We start from the raw sequence: 18951 nt of genomic DNA, 5'->3' as shown, positions 1-18951 counted from the left end.
CACCGTCACCGAGAACTCGATTGACCCGGCCGCAGGCCTCGCAGAACATGGCCTGATGCTCATGACCTCACGCGACGTCGACCCGCAGGCCGTGCTCGACCTCATCGTCCGCCACCAGCAGTCGCCCGGGACCGCCTGCGCCTATCTCGGGACCGACCCGCAGGAGATCCGACACGACCTCGAGGAGCTGGACCAGCACTGGCTGGAGACCGTACGCGTGGCCGTCGCGGAGGACGGCAGGGTCCTCGGCGCGGCGGTGATCGAGTGGGACGAGGACCTCGGCCGCTCATGGGTGCACGGCCCGTGGGTCGAGGAAGGGTCGTGGCGCGAGCACAGCCCGGCGCTGCTGGCGGCGGTCACGGAGCTGGCGCCTGTCGCGCACCACGAGATGTACGCGGGCCTCGCCCACGAGGGGATGGCCTGGCTCGCCGACCGCTGCGGCTGGCAGGCAGGGGAGGGAAACGTCGAGCTGACCCGGACGGCGCCCGCGCCCACGGGACCCGTCGACCCCGGTCTCCGGCCGGCCGACGACGCCGACGAGGCCGTCGTGCGGGAGCTCCACGAACGCGAGTTCCCCGGCACCTACGCCGACACCGCCGAACTGCTGGACCCCGGCAGCCGGTACTCGACCTGGGTGCTCGCCCCGGAGGGAGAGGTCCTCGGTTATGTGGCCTTCCAGCGACAGGAGGAGTCCACCGCGTACGTGGACTTCATCGCCGTGCACCCCGGAGCGCGCCGGTCCGGGGTCGGGCAGCGCCTGATCGATGGCGCCCACCAGGTCTCGGGCCGGGAGCGGGTGGCGCTCACCGTGGACGAGCACCGTCCGGGAGCGCGGGGGTTCTACGACGCGCTGGGATTCCGGGTCGAGGCAGAGACGAGGCCGTACCGCCTGCGCCCCTCAGGCGCCTGAGGAGCCCTCCGGCTGCGGCGAGGCCAGGGCGAGCAGCTGCTCCTCGAGCGCGAGGCGATCGGCCTCGTCGAGGATCGCTCCCCACAGCGGGGCGCTGTTGCTCCCGTCGGCCGCCGCGACCACCAGGCGCACGATGGACGGATCGAGCCCGTCCTGCCCCAGCTCCTCCTTCCAGCGATCCGCGTCCTGCTGGACGAGCTGCTCGAGCTCCGGCTCGAACATGAGCTTCGCGGCCAGGGCGATCGAGTCCCGCAGCCGCGCGTGATCGCCGGCCTCGGCGAGGCTGACGCGGATGTAGGCCCGGACGAGCCGCCCGGGGCCGGAGCCCTCCTGCTCGGCCCTGCGATGCACCTCCGCGCGGAACTGCTCGATGAGGTGCTCGGCGAGGGCGTGGAGCAGGGCCTCCTTGGTGGCGAAGTGGTAGAGCAGCCCGCCCTTGGAGACCCCGGCCTCCTGCGCGATCTCGGCGACAGGCACCGCTGTGCCGTGCCGTCCGATCAGGTGCGCAGCGGTCTCGAGGATCAGGTGCCTGGTGTCCTCCGCGCTGCGTCCCGCTGTCCGTGCCATGAGGTCAGTCTCCCTGATCCCGGATCCCGGCGCTCGAGATCGTCCTCTCAGCGGCGGCCCTGGCGTCGGCCGCGACCTCGACCCCGGCGTCGGCCGCGATCTCGATGTCGGCCGCGGCCTCGGCGTCGGCGCGCCCGGGGCGGGCCGCGCGGGTGCTCGGGATGAGGGTGAGCGCGATGCCCGCTCCGACGACCATGACCCCGCCCGCCACCAGGGTGGTCAGCTGCATCGCCGAGACGAAGGCGTGCTCCGCCGCGACCAGCGCCTCGGCTTGGCCCTGCAGCGCGGACGTCGCGGAGGCCAGGGAGTCCTCGGCGCGCGCGGCCGCCGGACCGGCGAGGTCGGAGGGCAGATCGAGGCGGAGGCGGTAGAGCAGGGTCATGAGCGAGCCGAGCACGGCGATGCCGAGCGCGACGCCGAGCTCGTACGCGGTCTCCGAGACCGAGGAGGCGGCGCCGGCCTTCGCCGGGGGCACGGCGGAGACCACGGCGTCCACGCTGAGCGTCTCCGAGATCCCGATCCCCAGCCCCAGGGGCACGAGCGCCAGCAGCACCCAGATCAGCTGCTCGCTGCTCTCCAGCAGCGCCAGCAGCCCCAGGCCGAGAGCGCCGGTGAGCAGGGCGAGCGCGATCGCCCGGCCCCGTCCCAGCCGGGTCAGGAGCGTGCCCACCAGGAGCACCGCCGCCATCGCGGAGAGCGCCGCGGGCAGCTGCGCGATGCCCGCGTCGAAGGGGCTGAGCTGCCGGGCGAGCTGGAGGTACTGCGAGAAGAAGAACAGCACCCCGCTGAGGGCGAAGACGGAGGTGAAGTTCACCAGCACCGCCCCGCTGAACGCGGGATTGCGGAACAGCTCCACATCGATCATCGGCGAGTTCGCGCGGCGCTGGCGGCGCACGAACAGCACGCTCCCGATCACGCCGACGCCCACCGCGGCCACCGTGACAGTGCTCGCCGTCCCCCCGGTGACCTGCTTGATCGCGAGCACGAAGGGGACGATCGCGACCATCGACAGGGCGCTGGAGAGCAGGTCGAACCGCTCCGGCGCCGGGTTGCGGGACTCCGGCAGCAGCCAGGCCCCGCCGACCAGCACGGCCGCGATCACGGGCAGGTTCATCAGGAACACCGAGCCCCACCAGAAGTGCTCCAGCAGCGCCCCGCCGATCAGCGGGCCCAGCGCGATGCCGCTGGCCGCGGCGGCGGACCACAGCGCGATGGCGCGGGTGCGCTCGGCGGCATCGGTGAAGATGCTGCGGATCAGCGACAGGGTCGAGGGCATGATCGTCGCCCCGGCGATCCCCAGCAGGAGTCGCGCCGCGATCAGCACCCCGGCCGACGGCGCGAAGGCCGCGAGCGCCGAGGCGAGCCCGAAGGCGGTCGCGCCGATCAGCAGCAGCCGCTTGCGTCCGATGCGGTCGGCCAGGTTGCCCATGGTGACCAGCAGCCCCGCGATGGCCAGGGAGTAGATGTCCCCGATCCACAGCACTTGGGTCGCCGTCGGGGCGAGGTCCGCGGTCAGAGAAGGGACCGCCAGGTAGAGCACGGTCGCGTCGATCGCGAGCAGCAGCACCGCGCCCACCAGCACCGCGAGCGCCGCCCACCGTCGTGCAGGGCTCATCGTCTCCGCCACCGTCTCCTCCTCAGAACTGAACCGTCGCGTCGGTACAGTTTCGGGGGTGGGGCGGTTGCGGGCAAGGTGATGTGCCGTGGTTCATCGCGATCGTGTCAGGACGCCGCGACCGCGGCGACCTCGGGATCGACGAGCTCCTCCTCCGCCACCTCGTCGGCCGCGGACTCCGTCGACTGCGGGAGCGGGCGTCGCAGTCCCCAGGCAACCGTCGCCATGCACATCACGCACACTGCGGCGACGATCGCGAGACCTCCCGTGTACGGCAGCACCGGGGTGAGCGCGGCCAGCAGCGTCGGCAGCAGGAAGCCGAGATAGGCGAGCGAGTAGTAGACGCCGGTGATCCCGGCGAGGTCCTGCGTGGTCGCGAGCGACTGCGCGATGACCAGGCCCGCCACGACGCACACCCCGTAGGAGGCGCCGAGCAGTGCGGCGACGCCGACCACGAGGGCGGGGTGGCGCAGATCGGCGGCGACCGCCGCGAGGATCATCCCGGCGCTCATCCCGGCCATGCCCACCACGAGCGCGCGCCCGCGGGTGAGGCGGTCGATGAGGCCGACGGCGCCCTGCGCGACCGCGCCGATGCCGAGGGTCAGCACGGTCAGTCCGGTCGCGTAGATCGTCGCGGCGTCGCCGAGCTGCTCCTCGACGGTGGCGGGCAGGATCGCGTAGGCCACTCCCGCTGCGGCGAACACCCACGGTGCTGCGGGCAGCACGAGGCGCACGAAGGTCGGGTGCCCGGCCGAGGGGACGTGCAGGTCCTCCCGCAGCGAGCCCCTCGCCCGCAGCTCGCGCGGCAGGGTCTCGGGCACCCCGATCAGCGCCAGGCCGGCCAGGAGGCACAGGATCAGGTGCATCAGATAGGGCAGCTGTCCCGGCAGCGGCGCCCACTGGGCGAGCGAACCGGTCACGCCCGCGCCGATCGCGAAGCCGAGGGTGAGCGTCATCGAGGAGCGACGTGCCCCGGCGCTCGGGACCGCACGGCGGTCGTGCGGGGCGGTGGAGAGCTCCTTGATCCAGCTCGAGCCCACCGACATGCCCACGCCCACACCGATCCCGGCGAGGACCCGACCGGCGCAGAGCACCGCGAAGGTGTCCATGCCGGCCGCGAGCAGCACGCTCGCGAGCGCTGCGGCGCCGAGCCCCGCGATCGCGACGGGACGTCGGCCGTGCCGGTCCGAGAGCGCCGCGGCCAGCAGCATCCCCGGGACCAGGCCCACCACGTACATCCCCAGCAGCAGGTTCGCCTGCCACGGCGCGTAGCCGCCGAGCGTCTCGTAGATGTGCAGCAGGGGGGTGAAGTGGTTGCCGCCCCAGGCGAGCACGAAGCCTGTGGGGACGACGGCGAGCCAGGCGGGGATCCGTGCGCGACTCACTCGGCCACCACCGGGTAGCTGTCGTGGCGGGTGCGCAGGTGGCGGTCGATCATCTCGCGGAAGCCGGTCACGTCGCCGCGCGCGACGGCGTCCGTCAGCTCGACGTGCTCGCGGTGCAGGGCGGGCAGGTCCGCGGCCGGGGAGAGGACGGCGAGATGCGTGAGGCGGAACAGGCGCGGCCCGAGCGACCGCAGCACCTCCTCGACCACGTGGTTGTCGTCGTGGGAGGCGAGGGTGAGGTGGAAGGCGTAGTCGTGGACGGTGAAGTCGGCCGGGCGGTCGACAGAGGCCGCCTGCGCCTCGAGCACCGGGGCGAGCGCCTCGAGCAGCCCCTGGCGGCGGGACTCGTCGGGGGCGATGCGGGCGACCGCATGCCCCTCGAGCATCGCGCGGACCGACAGCAGTTCGTCCCGCTCTCGCGACGTGGGGTTCGTGACCAGGGCGCCCTTCTTCGGAAGGAGACGCACGAGTCCCCAGGTCTCCAGCTGCAGCATCGCCTCGCGGGCCGGGGTGCGGCTCGCGCCGTGCTCGGCGGCCAGGTCGACCTCGCGCAGCAGCTCGCCCGGTTCGATCGCGCCCTCGGCGATGTGCCGGGCCGTCTGCGCGGCGATCTGCGCGGCGATCGGGAGGTTCTCGCGGGTGTCGAGCCAGGGGAGGGTCGGGGGTCGCATGACCGCGACTTTAATGCATGCATCAAAGGATGCAAGTCAGTGTCCGGAGGGCGAGCCGCCGATGCCCGCGATGTCGCGCGGCGTGCTGTTCACTGGGGGCATGAGGGACTGGACCGCCACCGCCGAGGCCTACGACCGCTCCTTCGCGACCCTCTGCGACGGCGCCGCCGCACGGCTCCTCGCCGACCTGCCGGGCAGGGACCTCCTCGACGTCGGCTGCGGGACCGGCCGCCTCGCCGCGCGGGCCGAGCGTGCGGGGCGGGCGGTGACGGCGCTGGATGCCGATGAGTCCATGGTCGAGTCCGCTCGTGGTCGCCTGCGCGGACGGGTGCTGCGCGCCGCTCTGCCCGACCTGCCGCTGCCCGATGCGAGCGAGGACGCGATCTCGGCGAGCTTCGTGCTCAACCACGTCGACCGCCCTCGCGCCGCGCTCGCCGAGCTGCGCCGGGTGCTGCGGCCCGGCGGGCGCCTCGCGATCACCGTCTGGCCCGCCGGCGGCGCGAGCTGGAGCGCGATGCTCGGGGAGGTGTTCGAGGAGGCGGGCGCCGTGCTCCCGCCCCCGGAGCGACTCTCGGCCGAGGAGGACTTCGACCGCAGTGCCGACGGCCTCGCCGGGCTCGCCCGGGAGGCGCAGCTCGAGGTTCGCAGGGCCTGCGACCTGCACTGGGACTGGCAGGTCCGACCCGAGGACCTGTGGGCCGGTCTCGACGCCGGGATCGCCACCCCCGGAGCGGTCGTCCGCGCGCAGACGCCGCAGGTCCGTGCGCGGACACGGGAGGTCTTCGCCGCGCGCACTGCGGAGCTCTCGGACCTCGACGGGGTCATGAGCTTCCCCGTGCGCGCGGCCTACGCGCTCGGTGCACGCCCCCTGGATGAGGAGCTCTGAGAGATGCCCCCGACCCTGTTCCTCACCGTCGGCCTGCCCGGCACCGGCAAGACCACCGCCGCGCGGCGGTCCGAGACCGAGCACGGCGCGCTGCGGCTCACCAAGGACGAGTGGGTGAAGGTGCTCTACGGCAGCGAGAACCCCGCCGGCGGCTGCTCGGCCTCCAGATCGGCATCACGGGTCCGACGGAGCGTCCCGAGGTCGTTCAGCTTGTGGAACTCGCCGCGGTCGGGGTTCTCGATCCGTCGCTCCTGCTCCTGAGCGCTCACGGCGAGCTTCACGAAGCGGACCGAGCCGCCGTGGCGCTCGACCGTCTCCCGCACGCGGGCGGGAAACCCGGGACGCACGGTCGACTCCGGAGCGAACGTGAAGGTCAGGGAGCGGCCGCTGCGGGCGGCCTCGGCGAACACGTCGAGCCAGAACTGCTCGCGCAGTCGGACGAACGGATCGCTGCCGAAGGGGAACACCGTGGTCAGTGTGTCCACCACGAGATGGTTGTGGAAGACCGGATAGCCCACGCGCCGCTCGAGCGCCCGCGCAGTGGCGAGCTTCCCGGCGGCTGCGGGGCCGTGGAGGACGATCAGCTGCATCCGAACATGGTGGGGCCCCGAGGCGGTCGCGACAAGGGGAGATCTGGGCAGGGCGGCTGACCCTCCCGGAAGGGCTCGCTCAGCGCACCACGTCGTAGACCAGCTTCACCACGCCGTTGCTGTATGCGGCGGAGTCGCGCAGGCGCAGGTCCTGCCGGTCGTGCTCGGAGGTGGGGAGGAATCGCTTCCCCGTCCCCAGGGTCACCGGGAACAACAGCAGGTGATAGCGGTCGATGAGGCCCGCCTCCCCGAGGCGACGCGCGAGCTCGGCGCTGCCGTGGAGGAAGATCGCGCCGCCGTCGCCGGCCTTCTCACGCGCGACCTCTTCGGTGGAGCGGAGGATCCGGGTCTCGCCCCAGTCCTCGTGCAGATCCGCCTCGTCCAGCGAGGTGGAGACGACGATCTTCGGGAGGTCCTGATAGGCGGCATGGTCGGCGGAGCCGTTCCACACCGGGGCGAAGGCCTCGTAGCTGCGCCGGCCGAACATCAGTGCGGAGGTCTCGGCGAGCTCCTCGCCCTTGAGGGAGAAGGCCTCCTCGTCGAAGGGGGTGCTGAGCACCCAGCCTCCCTGCGGATGTCCCTCCTCCACCCCGCCGGGGGAGTCGACGATGCCGTCGAGCGTCATGAAGCCGGTCCAGACCAGTTCTCGAGCCATGATGTCTCCTGGGGTGAGGCGGCCCGGGGACGTGGTCGTCCGAGCGCACGATGCGCCAGGGCCGTCGTGTGCACAGTAGTCAGCCGTGGGCGGCGGCCGCCCGGACGACCACGAACAGCACGCGGCGACAGGACGTTGCTCGGTCGACCTCATCATGCCCCCTCCCGCATCCGCGCCCGCAGCACGTCGAACTCGCAGCCGGGGGCGTCCGGGTCGAAGCCGTGCTCGAGCAGCCAGCGCGCCGCGGTGAGGCTCCGCAGCGACCACCAGGCGCGGATCGCGCCGCGGTCGACGTCCCTGCCGTAGCCCGCGAGCAGTTCCTCCAGTCGCTCCTCGTGGCCGAGTGTGAGGATCGCGAGGTCGAACATCGGGTCGCCCGGTCCGCCCTCGGACCAGTCGATGATGCCCGTGACCTCGTCGTCCTCGATGAAGACGTGGGTGATCTGCAGGTCGCCGTGGATGAACGCAGGCCGTCTCGGCCGCAGCGCCCCGCGGGCGATCTCCCGGTTGCGCTGCACCACCTCGGAGGGGAGCGGGGAGTGCGCGAGCAGCCACTCGCACTCCTGCTCGAGGTCCGCCTCGACGTCCGCGAGCGGTCGGCCGGGCCATGGCGGGAGAGGCGCCTCGTGGAGCCGACGGATCATCCGTCCGGCCGCCGCCCATGCCGCAGGCGATGCCTCCGACGGGGCGCCCAGCACACCGAGCGCGGTGCCGGGCACTGCCGCGAGGGCGAGCGCGGGCGGTTCGTGCCACAGCACCGTGGGCGTCGGGACCGGGGCGAGCTCCATCGCCCGGGCCTCGGTCGCCAGGTGGGTGGGGTGCCCGTCGACCTTCACGAACACCTCGCCCACGCGCAGCGTCGCCCGTTCACTGTGCGCGACGACCACCTCGACCTCGTCCATGCGGACATCCTTCCCGCGCTGCGGCGGGCTGTCGCCGGAATTCTGAGACGGCCATGGCGCCGCGTGACTCCGAGGCCGGGATATGAGACAGTGCCATCTACCGAGTTCGGCATGGCGAACTTGAGATGACAGATGAGGCGAAGAGGTGTGCGAGTGAGGCGTGGAGGACAGGTCGGGACGACAGCAGCGGCGATGGCCGTCGTGGTGGTGATGCTGCTGACCGGGTGTGGGAGCGCGGGCGGCAGGAGCGAGCGGGACACGCAGGTCGTCCTGACCACGTTCACCGTCCTGCAGGACATCGCCCAGAACGTGGCCGGCGAGCACCTCCGCGTCGAGTCGATCACCAAGCCCGGCGCCGAGATCCACGGCTACGAGCCCACCCCCGGCGACGTCGCCAAGGCCTCCGAGGCGGACCTGATCCTCGACAACGGCCTGCACCTCGAGGCCTGGTTCGCCCAGTTCGTCGACTCCGCCGACGTTCCTCACGCGGTGGTCTCCGACGGAGTGGAGGTGCTCGACATCGCCGGGAACCCGGGCACCCCGAACCCTCACGCCTGGATGAGCCCCGAGGCGGCGCAGGTCTACGTCGCCAACATGGTCGAGGCCTTCAGCGAGCTCGACCCCGAGCACGCCGAGGACTACGAGAAGAACGCCGAGGCGTACTCCCGGCAGCTCCAGCAGATCCACGACGAGCTCGTCGAGACCGTCGACGCCCTCCCCCAGAACGAGCGGGCGCTCGTGACCTGCGAGGGAGCCTTCTCCTATCTCGCGCGCGACGTGGGCCTCGAGGAGCACTTCATCTGGCCCGTCAACGCCGAGCAGCAGGCCACCCCGCAGCAGATCGCCGCAGTCATCGAGACCGTCCGGGACCAGGAGATCCCGGCCGTGTTCTGCGAGTCGACCGTCTCCGACGCCCCCATGCAGCAAGTCGTCGAGGCGACCGGCGCCCGCTTCGGCGGCACCCTCTACGTCGACTCGCTCTCGCAGGAGGGCGGCCCCGTCCCCACCTATCTCGACCTGCTCCGCCATGACGCCGACGTGATCGTCGAGGGGCTGACCGGGGCGGAGGCCGCGGAATGAGCATCCGAGTCGAGGACCTCACGGTCCGGTACGGCGAGGTCACCGCCCTGGACGGGCTCAGCGTGCACATCGCGGCCGGGGAGGTGACCGGCCTGGTCGGCATGAACGGCGCCGGGAAGTCCACCCTGTTCGGCGCGATCATGGGCACCGTCCCGATCGCGTCCGGTCGGATCCGAGTGGACGACGAGGAGCCCGCCCGGGCACGCCGCCGCGGCGCGATCGGCTACGTCCCGCAGGGCGAGGCGATCGACGCCTCCTTCCCCGTCAGCGTGGCGGACGTGGTCATGATGGGCCGCTACGGCCACCAGGGGCTCACCCGTCGGCCCCGCCCCGAGGACTGCCGCGCGGTCGCCGAGGCGCTCGACCGGGTCGAGCTCACCGAGCTCGCCCGCCGGCCCATCGGACAGCTCTCCGGCGGGCAGCGCCGCCGGGCGTTCGTCGCCCGCGGCCTCGCCCAGGGGGCGCGCACCCTCCTGCTCGACGAGCCCTTCGCCGGGGTCGACAAGCGCAGCGAGGCCCTGCTGGTCGCCGTGCTGCGCGAGCTCGCGGCCGACGGCTGCACCGTGCTCGTCTCCTCCCACGACCTCCAGGCCCTGCCCGCCCTCGCCGACACCGCGGTGCTGCTGCGGCGTCGGCTCCTGTTCCACGGCCCGGTCATCGAGGCGCTCGAGCCCGCGATGCTCGCCCGAGCCTTCGGCCTGGACCCGCTCGCCGCCGGAGGTGCCGCCCGATGAACCCGCTCGACCTGGTCACCGAGCCGCTGCAGTACGACTTCATGCTGCGGGCGCTGGCCGCGACCTCTCTCGCCGCCGTGGTCTGCGCCCTGCTGTCCTGCTGGCTGGTGCTCATCGGCTGGTCGCTGATGGGGGACGCGGTCTCCCATGCGGTGCTGCCCGGCGTGGTCCTCTCCTACGCGCTGGGCCTCCCCTTCGCGCTCGGTGCGATCGTGTTCGGGCTCCTCGCCGTGGTGCTGATCGGCGCGGTCCGCGAGTCGCGAAGGGTGGCGGAGGACGCCGCGATCGGGATCGTGTTCACGACCCTGTTCGCACTCGGTCTGGTGCTGATCTCCGTCACCCCCAGCCACACCGACCTCGGCCACATCCTCTTCGGCAGCGTCCTCGGCGTCTCCCGCGGCGCGCTCGCACAGATCGCGGTGCTCGCCGGGGTCGCCCTCACCGTCCTGCTCCTGCGCCGCCGCGACCTCACCCTCTACGCCTTCGACCCCACCCACGCGAGGGCGATCGGCCTCTCCCCGCGCCGCCTCGGCGCCCTCCTGCTGGGCCTGCTCGCCGTCACCGCCGTGGTCGCGCTGCAGGTGGTGGGGGTGATCCTGGTGGTCGCGATGCTGATCATCCCCGGCGCGACCGCGCGCCTGCTCACCGACCGCTTCAGCCGCATGCTCCTGATCGCGCCGACGCTCTCGGTCGCCGCCTCTGCGGCCGGGATCCTGCTCAGCTACTGGCTGGACGCCGCCTCCGGCGGGCTGATCGTGCTGGTGCAGGGAGCGCTGTACGCGCTCGTGCACCTGTTCGCGCCCCGGTACGGGCTGCTCGCCCGGCACCGGGCACGGCGCGTCGAGGGACCGGCCGGACGCGCCTCATCGGGCGCGGCGTCCTCGGACCCCGGGCCGGCGCCGATGGAGGATCAGGCGCCGCCGTCGGTCACCGACGCCCAGATCGCATCGGTCGCCGAGCGACCCAGCGGCACCGCGCCGTCCGCTGCGACGAGCGAGACCTCGAGCGCGTCGGAGAACTCCGGCCCCTCGCGGATCTCCAGCTCCGCCCCGACCACGATGCCCTGAGCCGCGCAGAAGGTGAGCAGCCGCGGATCGGCGTCGGAGATCCGCTCCACCCGCACCCGCGTCCCGGCCGGCAGGCTCGAGAGCAGGCGGGCATCGGGTCGCACGACGGTGCCGTCGGCCGCCGGGATGGGGTCGCCGTGGGGATCCCGCTCCGGATGCCCGAGATGCGCGTCGAGCCGCTCGACGAGCAGGTCCGAGACGGCATGCTCGAGCTGCTCCGCCTCGTCGTGGACCTCCTCCCAGCCGTAGCCGAGATCGCGCACCAGGAACGTCTCGATCAGCCGGTGCCGCCGCACCATCGCCAGGGCGTGCACCCGCCCCCGCGCGCTCAGCGCGATCGTGCCGTAGCGGGTGTGCTCGACCAGGCCCTGCTCGCCGAGCTTCCGCATCGCGTCCGACACGCTCGACAGCCGCACCCCCACCCGCTCCGCGATCGCGGAGACGCTCACGGGATCGTCGGACCACTCGCCGAGGCTCCAGACGGCCTTGAGGTAGTTCTGGGCGCTGGTCGACAGCTCGGTGACGGACATGCTCGAACGCTAGCAAAGCCCCTGGCAGGCCTCATCGGGCGGCGCCTCCCGCAACGCTCCCCACAGGTCCTGCACGAGGCGGGACGGCGGGACCCCCGTCTCGCGGGAGAGGGCACGCAGCAGGCTCGCGCCGCTCGAGTAGCGGGCGCGATGCGCCGCGACCACCGTGCTGCTGCCGCCGCGGAGGCTTCGCAGGGCCACATTGAGGCGGGAGCGCCGTCGCCAGGTCGCGGCGGGGACCCCGGTCTCCTCGAGGAACAGTCGTTGCAGCTGGCGGAGGCTGATGCCCTCGTGGAAGGCGAGCTCCTGCAGCGTCTCCTCGCTGGTGGCGAGGCGGCGGGCGACGCGCCGGGCCGCAGGATGACGCGGCAGGAGCAGCGGGAAGTGCTCGCCGTCGAGCGCCCCCAGCAGCGAGTCCAGGGCGGAACGGAACGGACGGATCTGCTCCTCCCCGGACGGGGCCGCGCCGAGGATCGTGATCATCAGCCGATCCAGCTCGGGCATCGGGGCGAGGAACTGCACGGGACCTCGGGGCCTGGTCCCCGGGGACAGCAGGGCGCCGAAGGCCATCCCTCCGCTCTCGTACCGCATCGCATGGACGGTCCCGGGGGCGATCCACACGGCGTCGCGAGCGGACAGCGGTACCCGGGCTCCGTCCACATCGAGCCGGGCTCGACCGGCCACGACGTAGACGAGCTCGGAGACGTCGTGCGAGTGCGGTCCGTGACCGAGCAGCCGGGGGCTGTTCTGCGGGACCACCGCGCCGAGGGGGAGGGATGCGGTGCTCAGCGCTCCTCCTGGTGACGTCTCGGGGATGGCGGATCGGCGATCGCGGCGCGTGCGGTGCGCGGGCCCCGGCACGGCGGCCCGACCAGCCATGTCGCCTCCGGGGTTCCAGCATGGCGCACTCGGGGAATCCTTCGCCAGAAGGTGTGGTTAGCCTTACCTGGCCACCGGCCGGAGGGGCCTCGACTCCTCTCCCGGCCTGGTGGGAACCCGAATCTCGATCACAGCTCTCTACCACAGCGCCGAGCACGGCCGTCGGCTCCCTCCACGCGCGGACCGTCCTCGGCACACCGGCTCCACCGGTGGGAAGGCCTTCCTCATGACCGCTCCACGGCGCGTGTCCCTGACCCGCTCCACGTTCCTCCTCGGCGGCGTGGCCGCGAGCCTGCTGCTGGCCGGATGCGGCGGGGAGGAGGACTCGGCGAGCCCCGGCGCCGACGAGAGCGGCCGCAATGCCGCGCTGCCTGCCGCGGAGGGCACCACCACCTACCCGCTCGAACTCGAGAGCGGCTTCGGGACGACCGATCTGGAGGCCCGTCCCGAGCGGATCGGCGTCATCTCCCCGTCCACGGTCGACAGCGATACGCTGCTCGCCCTCGGCATCGCCCCCGTCTACGCGCCTGACACCGTCGAGCTCGAGCCCTGGGCGGAGGTGGAGACCCTCGCAGGAGTGGAGACCTTCTGGGCGGCGGAGGCGGGCGCTCTGCCGAGCGCGGAGGAGGTGCTCGCCGCCTCCCCGGACCTCATCGTCGCCCTCCAGGCTCCCGAGGCGTTCGGCCAGGAGGACTTCGACCGCTTCTCCTCGATCGCGCCCCTGCTGCTGCCCGACCCGGACGCACGACCGTCCTGGGAGGACATCGCCGCCCGGCTCGGCGAGGTGCTGGACCTGACCGAGGCGTCCACGACCCTCGTCGACGACATCCACTCCGAGCTCGACGCGGTCGCCGGGCGGAACCCTGGATTCGCCGGTCTGAGCGCGGCCCACGTGCACGTCTACTCCCAGGAGCACGGAGCTGCCTACTTCAGCTTCCCCGGCAGCGACTCCGCGGCGCTGCTGGAGCGGTTCGGGTTCGTCCTGCCTGCGCAGGCGGAGCAGTTCACGGCGGAGAACTACCAGATCAGCGACGAGCTGGTCAGCGAGATCGATGCAGACCTGCTGCTCGTGACCTCGAACCCCTCCCCGGAGGGCGCAGAATGGTTCACCGGCAGCGAGCTGTTCCGTTCCGTCCCGGCCGTGGAGGACGGGCGCTGGGCGCTGTACGAGCCCGACCCCGAGGAGCAGTTCGCGGCCTTCGCCTGGGCGATCCGGATGCAGAGCCCGCTGAGCCTGCCCTGGGCGGCCGGCACCCTCGAGGATCTCGCGACCGAGGCCCTCGGGTGAACAGCGGGGACCTCGACGGCCCTGCCGGCTGCGGGCCGGGGCCCGAGGAGCTGTGCACCCGGCTCGAGACCGAGGGTGCGCCGATCATGGGCCCCGTCGAGGACGGCTGGTGCGACGTCACCTTCGCGGCCGTGGACCGCGAGGGAATGCCGGGCACCACCTACCGCCTCCGCACCCTCGTCGACCGGGCGCTCCCGGGCGACCTCACGATGTCGCCGATCGCCGGATCGAAGCTGCACGCCCTGACCCTCCGCCTGCCTGCCGACCTGCGCGTCAGCTACGCGTTCGAGCGTGAGGCGGCCGACGGGACGAGCAGCCTCGTGCGCGACCCCTTCAACCCCCCGAGCAGGCTCCCGGACCGTCGGCTCGAGGGGGCCGTCGCCGTCCTGCCCGAGGCGGAGCCGCTGCCGATTCTCGACCGTGCTGCCCAGCTCGACCCCGCCCCGCCGGAGGAGGTCCTGCTGCACAGCGCCGAGCTCGACGCGGAGCGCCGGGTCTGGGTCTCACCGCCCGCCGAGGCGGCCGACGGCCCGCTGCCGGCGGTGATCGTGTTCGACGGCAGCCCCGAGCACAGCGCACCGGCGGTGCGCGATGCGCTGCTGGCCGAGGGGAGGATCGAGCCCGTCGTGGTGGTGCTCGTGGACCAGGCGGAGCGGCGCGATCTGGACCTGCCCGGCAACCTGTTCTTCTCCCGCTTCCTGGTCCACGAGCTGCTGCCCCTCCTGCGCGCGCGACACCGTGTCTCCGCCGACCCGGCGCAGGTGGTGCTCTCCGGCTCCAGCTACGGCGGGCTCTGTGCGGGATGGACCGCTCTGCACTTCCCCGAGGTGGTCGGGGGTGCGATCCTGCAGTCCGCGTCCTGCTGGTACCACCCCGAGCTGCCCCGCCTGCCGGGAGCCGACGCCCCCGACCTGGCCGCCGCCCCCACCCCGCTCCTGATCTCCGCCGCGGAGCAGCTGCCCACGGCGCCGGTGCGCATCTACCAGGAGGTGGGTGCGCTCGAGCTCGGCCCGCCGCCGGCCCAGGTATGGCAGACCCTTGCCAACCGCTGGCTGCGCAGCGTGCTGCGGGAGAAGGGGTACGACACCGTCTACCGGGAGTTCGCCGGCGGTCACGACCCCGCCTGGTGGCGCGGCACCTGGGCCGACGCCCTCGAATGGATGCTGCCGGCCACCGGGGCGGTGCGGGGCGACACGTAGGGCCCGGGTTCCTCGCGGCGACCGGGTGCGCGCGTCCGGAGATCGCGGTATGTCGGTGACGGTGCTTCGGAGGTGGGGCAGGGGCCGGCATGGTGCGCGACTCGCGTCCACAGCAGCACCGGCCGCCCGTGGCAACACCCCGCCGTTCCTTGTCGCCCCCGGTCACAGCGCGCATAGTGGATCCATGAGCCAGACGACGACGGAGACGCAGCAGCCCACGATCCACCCGATCCCCGAGGGCCTCGCCGAACGCGCCGCCCTCCTCGGCGGCCCGGGCGGCCTCCTCACCGACGAGCAGATCGCCGCCTTCGTCACCGAGCAGCTCGCCGCGGGCGACTACGACGGCAAGAGCGTCTGCCTGATCATCCCCGACGGCACCCGCTCCGTGCCCCTGCCCAAGGTGCTGCCCGCGATCCACGACGCGCTCGCCGGCCGCGCCGCCTCCGTCACCGTGCTGATCGCGCTGGGCACCCACGCCGCGATGAGCGAGCAGGCGATCGACCAGCTCCTCGGTGCGACCGAGCGTGGCGCGAAGGCGACCTACCCCGAGTGGACCGTCGTCAACCACGCCTGGGACGACCCCTCCCAGATCGCCGACCTCGGCGTGATCCCCGCCGAGCAGATCGCCGATCTCACCGGCGGGCTGCTCACCGACATCCCCATGAACGTGCAGATCAACAAGCTCGTCGTCGAATCCGACGTGAACCTCATCGTCGGCCCCGTCTTCCCCCACGAGGTCGTCGGCTTCTCCGGCGGGAACAAGTACTTCTTCCCCGGCTGCTCCGTCCACGACGTCATCGACATCTCCCACTGGGTCGGCGCTCTCATCACCGCCAGCCGCATCATCGGCACCCTCGGCATCACCCCCGTGCGCCAGCTGATCGACGCCGCGAGCGAGCTGATCCCCTCCGAGAAGCTCTGCTTCACCATGGACGTCGCCGAGGGCGGCCAGGACCTCGGCGCGATCGCCTACGGCGACCCGCAGGCCGCCTGGGCCGCGATGGCGAAGATCTCCGCGCAGACCCACATCACCTACGTCGACAAGCCCTACCAGCGGATCGTCGCACTCGTGCCCGAGATGTACGAGGACATGTGGACCGGCGCGAAGGGCTTCTACAAGTCCGAGCCCGTCTGCGCCGACGGCGGCGACGTCATCATCTACGCCCCGCACATCACCGAGGTCGCCGCGATGCACCCCGGCATCCGCGACATCGGCTATCACAACATCGAGTACTTCACGAAGCAGTGGGACCGGTTCAAGGACCACCCCTGGGGCGAGCTCGCCCACTCCACGCACGTCACGGGCCTGGGCACCTACGACCCGGAGACGGGGGAGGAGAGGCAGCGCGTGAACCGCTACTTCGCCACCTCCATCTCGAAGGAGGAGACCGAGGCGCACAACGTGCTGTACATGGACCCCGCCTCCCTCGACATCGAGGAGCTGCGGAAGGATCCTGACACGCTCGTCATCGACCACGCCGGCGAGGTGCTGTTCCGCCTCGCCTCCGAGCGCGACGGCGCGGAGGGGCAGGCCAAGTGACCAGCCTGCGCCAGCCCGTCCCGCTCACCCTCGGCACCGCCCCGTCGGCTCCCACCTCCCTGTTCGCACCAGGCCACCCCGGCTTCGAGGTCGAGGCGATGACCCCGGACGCCCTGACCGGCGAGGCGCTCGAGCTCGCCGAGGCGGTCTCCGCCGAGCTCGCGGGCGTGCAGCGGCTCGGCGTCGCCTACTCCGGCGGCGTCGACTCCGCGACCCTGCTCGCGCTCGCCGTCCGCGCGCTCGGCGCCGAGAACGTGGTCGCGCTGCTCGGCGTCTCCCCGTCCCTCGCCCGGCGCGAGCGGCGCCTCGCCCACCAGGTCGCGCGCGTGATCGGCGCCGAGGCGATCGAGGTCCCCACCCATGAGGGCGAGAACCCCGACTACCAAAAAAATGACGCTGCTAGGTGTTTTCATTGCAAGGACGAGCTGTTCACCCGCATCGGCGAGGACGTCGTGGGCGAGCACTCCCTCGACGCCGTCGCCTACGGCGAGAACGCCGACGACGCCACCCGCCACGACCGCCCCGGCGCGGGCGCCGCGACCCGGCACCGGGTGCTGCGACCGCTGTCCGTCGTCGGCATGACGAAGTCGCAGGTGCGCGAGGTGGCCCGGCAGATGTCCCTCCCCGTCGCGGACAAGCCCGCCGCCCCCTGCCTCGCCTCCCGCATCCCCTTCGGCGAGAGCGTCACCCCCGAGAAGCTGCGCCAGATCGATGACCTCGAGGACGCCGTCTACGAGCAGGGCTTCAGCGATTGCCGGGTGCGCCACCACGGCGCCGTCGGCCGCATCGAGCTGCCCACCGAGGAGCTGCCCCGCGCGATGGAGCCCGAGATCCGCGCAGCCCTCGTGGCCGCCGGGAAGGAGACCGGCTTCCAGCACGTCACCATCGATCTCGACGGCATCCGCTCGGGCCTGTTCTCCCTGCAGATCGTCGGGAAGTCCGCGCGTGGCTGAGGTGCCGGCCGACGGGACGGGGGCGGCCGACGGGGCCGGTCGGATCGAGGGCTTCCTCGACCTGGACCTCGACCGCGCCTCCCGCCGCGGCGCGCCCGAGGCCGTGCTCTGCGACGCGAAGAGCGTCGCGCAGGTCCGCGAGATCGCCGCGACCTACGCGCGCCTCCATGCCGAGGGGCGCGAGGGCCTCGGCCCGGTGCTGTTCACGCGCGCCGACGAGGTCCGGGCGAGCGCGATCCTCGAGGCCCTGCCGGACGCCTCCCACGACCCCTCGGCCCGCCTCCTCGCCTGGCCCGCCGCGCCGCCCGCGTCGAGCGGCGGCCTGGTGATCGTGGCCTGTGCCGGCACGAGCGACCTGCCCGTCGCGCGAGAGGCCGAGCTCACCGCCCGCCACCTCGGCCGCCCCACCAGGCTCATCGCCGACATCGGCATCGCAGGGCTGCACCGGCTCCAGTCCCGCCTGCCCGAGCTGCGCGAGGCCGCCTGTGTGGTCGTCGCGGCCGGGATGGACGGGGCGCTGCCCACCGTGATCGCCGGGCAGATCCCCGCGCCCGTGGTCGCGCTGCCCACCTCCGTCGGCTACGGCGTCGCCGCCGGCGGCGTCACCGCGGCGCTCACCATGCTGTCCGCCTGCGCGCCCGGCATCGGCGTGGTCAACATCGACAACGGCTACGGCGCCGGCCACCTCGCCGCGCAGATCGCCCGCTGGGCCCCCGCGCCGGGGGAGTGAGCGGGAGCCGAGCCTCGGCTCAGTGCCAGGAGCTGAGTGCTTCTGCCGCGTCCTCGAGGGGCATCTGTCCTGTGGCGACGGCGATGACCAGGTCGTAGGCCTCCTCGTCGGGCGCATCGAGGTCGACGCCGTTCAGTCCAAGGAAGACGACGACGGCCAGCCAACCCAGGCGCTTGTTGCCGTCGAGGAGAGTGTGGTTGCGGACGATGGACTCGAGGAGCGCCGCGGCCTTCAGGTCGAGTCCTTCATAGGCGTCTGCACCCCAGAGGGTGGTCGTGGGGCGATGTGCCGAGGACTCGAGGAGGCCGACGTCGCGCACCGGGCCGACTCGGAGGTCGTCGACAAGTGTCAGCAGGTCCTCGAGGGTCAGATAGCGAACCGGAGTCACTGAGCGAGTCGGTCGAGGAGGTCGGCGTAGCGAGTGCGCGCACGCAGGGACAGATCCTGCACCGCCTTCTCGTGCCCCCGTCGGGCGGCTGCCTCGCGGATCGCGCGGACCGTGGCCTCCTGCCGGCTGATGCCCTCCTCGCGCGCGAGCTCGGCGAGGATCTTCTCGTCGTCATCCGTGAGTCGTAGAGTCATGGCCATGACGAGATGATACCGCTCTGGTATCACGCTGGATACCCCCGCCCGTCGTGAAGATCGCCCGCTGGGCGCCTGTGCCGGGGGGTGGTGCCGAGCGAGGAGAACTCCTTCACGCCGGAGTCGCATCCGGCTAGCGTTACTTGGCCATCCGGACGGTAAAGTAACGAGCGTTCCCGTCGGATCCG

At 72.6% G+C, this 18951-nt stretch carries 20 protein-coding genes and 2 pseudogenes; 11 read left to right on the top strand and 11 right to left on the bottom strand.

What is annotated here, in order from left to right; translation table 11 throughout:
- The coding region (locus tag D1648_RS17620) for a GNAT family N-acetyltransferase (protein ID WP_241155569.1) at window positions 1-910 on the top strand (910 nt) is incomplete at its 5' end.
- Here the strand turns inward: D1648_RS17620 and D1648_RS17615 are convergent.
- The 4 genes from D1648_RS17615 to D1648_RS17600 form a co-directional block, all read right to left on the bottom strand.
- Window positions 899-1477 (bottom strand): TetR/AcrR family transcriptional regulator, encoded by a 579-nt coding sequence (locus D1648_RS17615; RefSeq protein WP_122943885.1) that lies wholly within the window; start codon window positions 1475-1477, stop codon window positions 899-901. The genes D1648_RS17620 and D1648_RS17615 overlap by 12 nt on opposite strands.
- A 4-nt stretch (window positions 1478-1481) precedes the next feature.
- The gene (locus D1648_RS17610) at window positions 1482-3104 is read right to left on the bottom strand and encodes an MFS transporter (protein WP_241155568.1); all 1623 of its coding nucleotides are present in this window, start codon (window positions 3102-3104) and stop codon (window positions 1482-1484) included.
- A 95-nt stretch (window positions 3105-3199) separates the two neighbouring features.
- On the bottom strand, window positions 3200-4477 hold the full coding sequence (locus tag D1648_RS17605; RefSeq protein WP_122943884.1) for an MFS transporter: 1278 nt from the start codon (window positions 4475-4477) through the stop codon (window positions 3200-3202).
- The gene (locus tag D1648_RS17600) at window positions 4474-5148 is read right to left on the bottom strand and encodes a GntR family transcriptional regulator (protein ID WP_122943883.1); all 675 of its coding nucleotides are present in this window, start codon (window positions 5146-5148) and stop codon (window positions 4474-4476) included. Before D1648_RS17600 ends, D1648_RS17605 begins: the two co-directional genes overlap by 4 nt.
- A gap of 100 nt (window positions 5149-5248) precedes the next feature.
- Here D1648_RS17600 and D1648_RS17595 point away from each other — a divergent pair, with 100 nt between their 5' ends.
- Complete coding sequence (locus D1648_RS17595) at window positions 5249-6034, top strand: class I SAM-dependent methyltransferase (RefSeq protein WP_164518794.1); 786 nt, start codon at window positions 5249-5251, stop codon at window positions 6032-6034.
- Window positions 6035-6037: 3 nt separating this feature from the next.
- Window positions 6038-6127: pseudogene (locus D1648_RS18335) on the top strand (ATP-binding protein); the annotation flags it as partial.
- Between the two features lie 32 nt (window positions 6128-6159).
- On the opposite strand, the gene D1648_RS17585 reads toward D1648_RS18335, so the two are convergent.
- The 3 genes from D1648_RS17585 to D1648_RS17575 form a co-directional block, all read right to left on the bottom strand.
- A complete protein-coding gene (locus D1648_RS17585; RefSeq protein ID WP_122943882.1) occupies window positions 6160-6624 on the bottom strand; it encodes a shikimate kinase in 465 nt (154 codons plus the stop codon).
- Between the two features lie 79 nt (window positions 6625-6703).
- Window positions 6704-7279 (bottom strand): dihydrofolate reductase family protein, encoded by a 576-nt coding sequence (locus tag D1648_RS17580; RefSeq protein WP_122943881.1) that lies wholly within the window; start codon window positions 7277-7279, stop codon window positions 6704-6706.
- A 152-nt stretch (window positions 7280-7431) separates the two neighbouring features.
- Window positions 7432-8181 (bottom strand): phosphotransferase family protein, encoded by a 750-nt coding sequence (locus D1648_RS17575; RefSeq protein WP_122943880.1) that lies wholly within the window; start codon window positions 8179-8181, stop codon window positions 7432-7434.
- 132 nt (window positions 8182-8313) lie between these two features.
- On the opposite strand from D1648_RS17575, the gene D1648_RS17570 reads away from it, so the two are divergent.
- The 3 genes and pseudogenes from D1648_RS17570 to D1648_RS17560 all read left to right on the top strand — a co-directional run.
- The gene (locus tag D1648_RS17570; RefSeq protein WP_122943879.1) at window positions 8314-9261 is read left to right on the top strand and encodes a metal ABC transporter substrate-binding protein; all 948 of its coding nucleotides are present in this window, start codon (window positions 8314-8316) and stop codon (window positions 9259-9261) included.
- Window positions 9258-9995: a metal ABC transporter ATP-binding protein gene (locus D1648_RS17565; protein ID WP_122943878.1), complete on the top strand. Its 738-nt coding sequence runs from the start codon at window positions 9258-9260 to the stop codon at window positions 9993-9995. The genes D1648_RS17570 and D1648_RS17565 overlap by 4 nt, the downstream gene beginning before the upstream one ends.
- Window positions 9992-10849 (top strand): annotated as a pseudogene (locus D1648_RS17560) (metal ABC transporter permease); the annotation flags it as partial. The gene D1648_RS17565 and the pseudogene D1648_RS17560, both read left to right, overlap by 4 nt.
- Before the next feature lie 56 nt (window positions 10850-10905).
- On the opposite strand, the gene D1648_RS17555 reads toward D1648_RS17560, so the two are convergent.
- Both D1648_RS17555 and D1648_RS17550 read right to left on the bottom strand, forming a co-directional pair.
- Window positions 10906-11592 carry a metal-dependent transcriptional regulator gene (locus D1648_RS17555; RefSeq protein ID WP_164518793.1) on the bottom strand — a complete coding sequence of 229 codons (687 nt, stop codon included), beginning with the start codon at window positions 11590-11592 and terminating at the stop codon, window positions 10906-10908.
- 9 nt (window positions 11593-11601) lie between these two features.
- Window positions 11602-12351 (bottom strand): helix-turn-helix domain-containing protein, encoded by a 750-nt coding sequence (locus D1648_RS17550; protein ID WP_164518792.1) that lies wholly within the window; start codon window positions 12349-12351, stop codon window positions 11602-11604.
- Between the two features lie 346 nt (window positions 12352-12697).
- Between D1648_RS17550 and D1648_RS17545 the strand changes: the two genes are divergently transcribed.
- The 5 genes from D1648_RS17545 to larB all read left to right on the top strand — a co-directional run bounded on the left by D1648_RS17545 (window position 12698) and on the right by larB (window position 18181).
- Window positions 12698-13759: an ABC transporter substrate-binding protein gene (locus D1648_RS17545; RefSeq protein ID WP_122943875.1), complete on the top strand. Its 1062-nt coding sequence runs from the start codon at window positions 12698-12700 to the stop codon at window positions 13757-13759.
- Window positions 13756-14958, top strand: coding sequence for an esterase family protein (locus D1648_RS17540; RefSeq protein ID WP_164518791.1), 1203 nt, complete (start codon window positions 13756-13758; stop codon window positions 14956-14958). Before D1648_RS17545 ends, D1648_RS17540 begins: the two co-directional genes overlap by 4 nt.
- A 184-nt stretch (window positions 14959-15142) precedes the next feature.
- On the top strand, window positions 15143-16498 hold the full coding sequence (locus D1648_RS17535) for a lactate racemase domain-containing protein (protein ID WP_122943873.1): 1356 nt from the start codon (window positions 15143-15145) through the stop codon (window positions 16496-16498).
- Entirely contained in the window at window positions 16495-17451 is a 957-nt protein-coding gene (gene larE, locus D1648_RS17530) for an ATP-dependent sacrificial sulfur transferase LarE (RefSeq protein WP_122943872.1), read from the top strand. Before D1648_RS17535 ends, larE begins: the two co-directional genes overlap by 4 nt.
- A complete protein-coding gene (gene larB, locus D1648_RS17525; protein ID WP_122943871.1) occupies window positions 17444-18181 on the top strand; it encodes a nickel pincer cofactor biosynthesis protein LarB in 738 nt (245 codons plus the stop codon). The genes larE and larB overlap by 8 nt, the downstream gene beginning before the upstream one ends.
- A 19-nt stretch (window positions 18182-18200) precedes the next feature.
- Here larB and D1648_RS17520 read toward each other — a convergent pair whose 3' ends face one another.
- Window positions 18201-18569 (bottom strand): type II toxin-antitoxin system death-on-curing family toxin, encoded by a 369-nt coding sequence (locus tag D1648_RS17520; protein WP_122943870.1) that lies wholly within the window; start codon window positions 18567-18569, stop codon window positions 18201-18203.
- Window positions 18566-18763, bottom strand: a complete 198-nt coding sequence (locus D1648_RS17515; protein ID WP_241155567.1) for a CopG family transcriptional regulator — start codon at window positions 18761-18763, stop codon at window positions 18566-18568. Before D1648_RS17515 ends, D1648_RS17520 begins: the two co-directional genes overlap by 4 nt.
- Between the last annotated feature and the right edge of the window lie 188 nt (window positions 18764-18951).

The sequence above is a fragment of the Brachybacterium sp. EE-P12 genome, from assembly GCF_003711805.1.
In the GTDB taxonomy this organism is placed as follows: domain Bacteria; phylum Actinomycetota; class Actinomycetes; order Actinomycetales; family Dermabacteraceae; genus Brachybacterium.
The sequence above is the reverse complement of the archived record's forward strand: the minus strand, read 5'-3'. Positions and strand labels throughout refer to the sequence as shown.

Excerpts from the sequence above, each read along its gene's own strand:
- D1648_RS17615 (WP_122943885.1), bottom strand. The coding sequence starts at position 1,477 with ATGGCACGGACAGCGGGACGCAGCGCGGAGGACACCAGGCACCTGATC.
- D1648_RS17600 (WP_122943883.1), bottom strand. The coding sequence starts at position 5,148 with ATGCGACCCCCGACCCTCCCCTGGCTCGACACCCGCGAGAACCTCCCG.
- D1648_RS17595 (WP_164518794.1), top strand. The coding sequence starts at position 5,249 with ATGAGGGACTGGACCGCCACCGCCGAGGCCTACGACCGCTCCTTCGCG.
- D1648_RS17585 (WP_122943882.1), bottom strand. The coding sequence starts at position 6,624 with ATGCAGCTGATCGTCCTCCACGGCCCCGCAGCCGCCGGGAAGCTCGCC.
- D1648_RS17580 (WP_122943881.1), bottom strand. The coding sequence starts at position 7,279 with ATGGCTCGAGAACTGGTCTGGACCGGCTTCATGACGCTCGACGGCATC.
- D1648_RS17575 (WP_122943880.1), bottom strand. The coding sequence starts at position 8,181 with ATGGACGAGGTCGAGGTGGTCGTCGCGCACAGTGAACGGGCGACGCTG.
- D1648_RS17570 (WP_122943879.1), top strand. The coding sequence starts at position 8,314 with ATGAGGCGAAGAGGTGTGCGAGTGAGGCGTGGAGGACAGGTCGGGACG.
- D1648_RS17565 (WP_122943878.1), top strand. The coding sequence starts at position 9,258 with ATGAGCATCCGAGTCGAGGACCTCACGGTCCGGTACGGCGAGGTCACC.
- D1648_RS17555 (WP_164518793.1), bottom strand. The coding sequence starts at position 11,592 with ATGTCCGTCACCGAGCTGTCGACCAGCGCCCAGAACTACCTCAAGGCC.
- D1648_RS17545 (WP_122943875.1), top strand. The coding sequence starts at position 12,698 with ATGACCGCTCCACGGCGCGTGTCCCTGACCCGCTCCACGTTCCTCCTC.
- D1648_RS17535 (WP_122943873.1), top strand. The coding sequence starts at position 15,143 with ATGAGCCAGACGACGACGGAGACGCAGCAGCCCACGATCCACCCGATC.
- D1648_RS17515 (WP_241155567.1), bottom strand. The coding sequence starts at position 18,763 with ATGACTCTACGACTCACGGATGACGACGAGAAGATCCTCGCCGAGCTC.